The organism is Enterobacter sp. UNJFSC 003 (genome assembly GCF_036903355.1).
In the GTDB taxonomy this organism is placed as follows: Bacteria; Pseudomonadota; Gammaproteobacteria; order Enterobacterales; family Enterobacteriaceae; genus Enterobacter.
In genome coordinates this window covers 1-245 of the sequence record NZ_JBAKHK010000302.1, presented here as the reverse complement: position 1 = coordinate 245, position 245 = coordinate 1, and the positions used below count along the sequence as shown (strand labels likewise).

The 245-nt window shown below is 50.6% G+C and carries 1 pseudogene; it reads left to right on the top strand.

Annotation, left to right across the window (positions count from 1 at the left end):
- Positions 1-3 precede the first annotated feature (3 nt).
- A pseudogene (locus V5P19_RS24270) lies at positions 4-245 on the top strand (DUF1338 domain-containing protein); the annotation flags it as partial.

Sequence of the window (245 nt, the reverse complement as noted above, 5' to 3'; positions counted from 1 at the left end):
ACTATGGCGAACAGCATCACGGCGGATGAGATTCGGGAACAGTTTTCGCAGGCAATGTCAGCCATGTACCAGCAAGAAGTTCCGAAATATGGCACGCTGCTGGAACTGGTAGCTGATGTGAATCTGGCTGTGCTGGAAAACAATCCTCAACTGCACGAAAAAATGGTAAATGCAGACGAGCTGGCGCGACTGAATGTTGAACGTCATGGGGCGATTCGCGTTGGGACTGAACAAGAGCTTGCTAC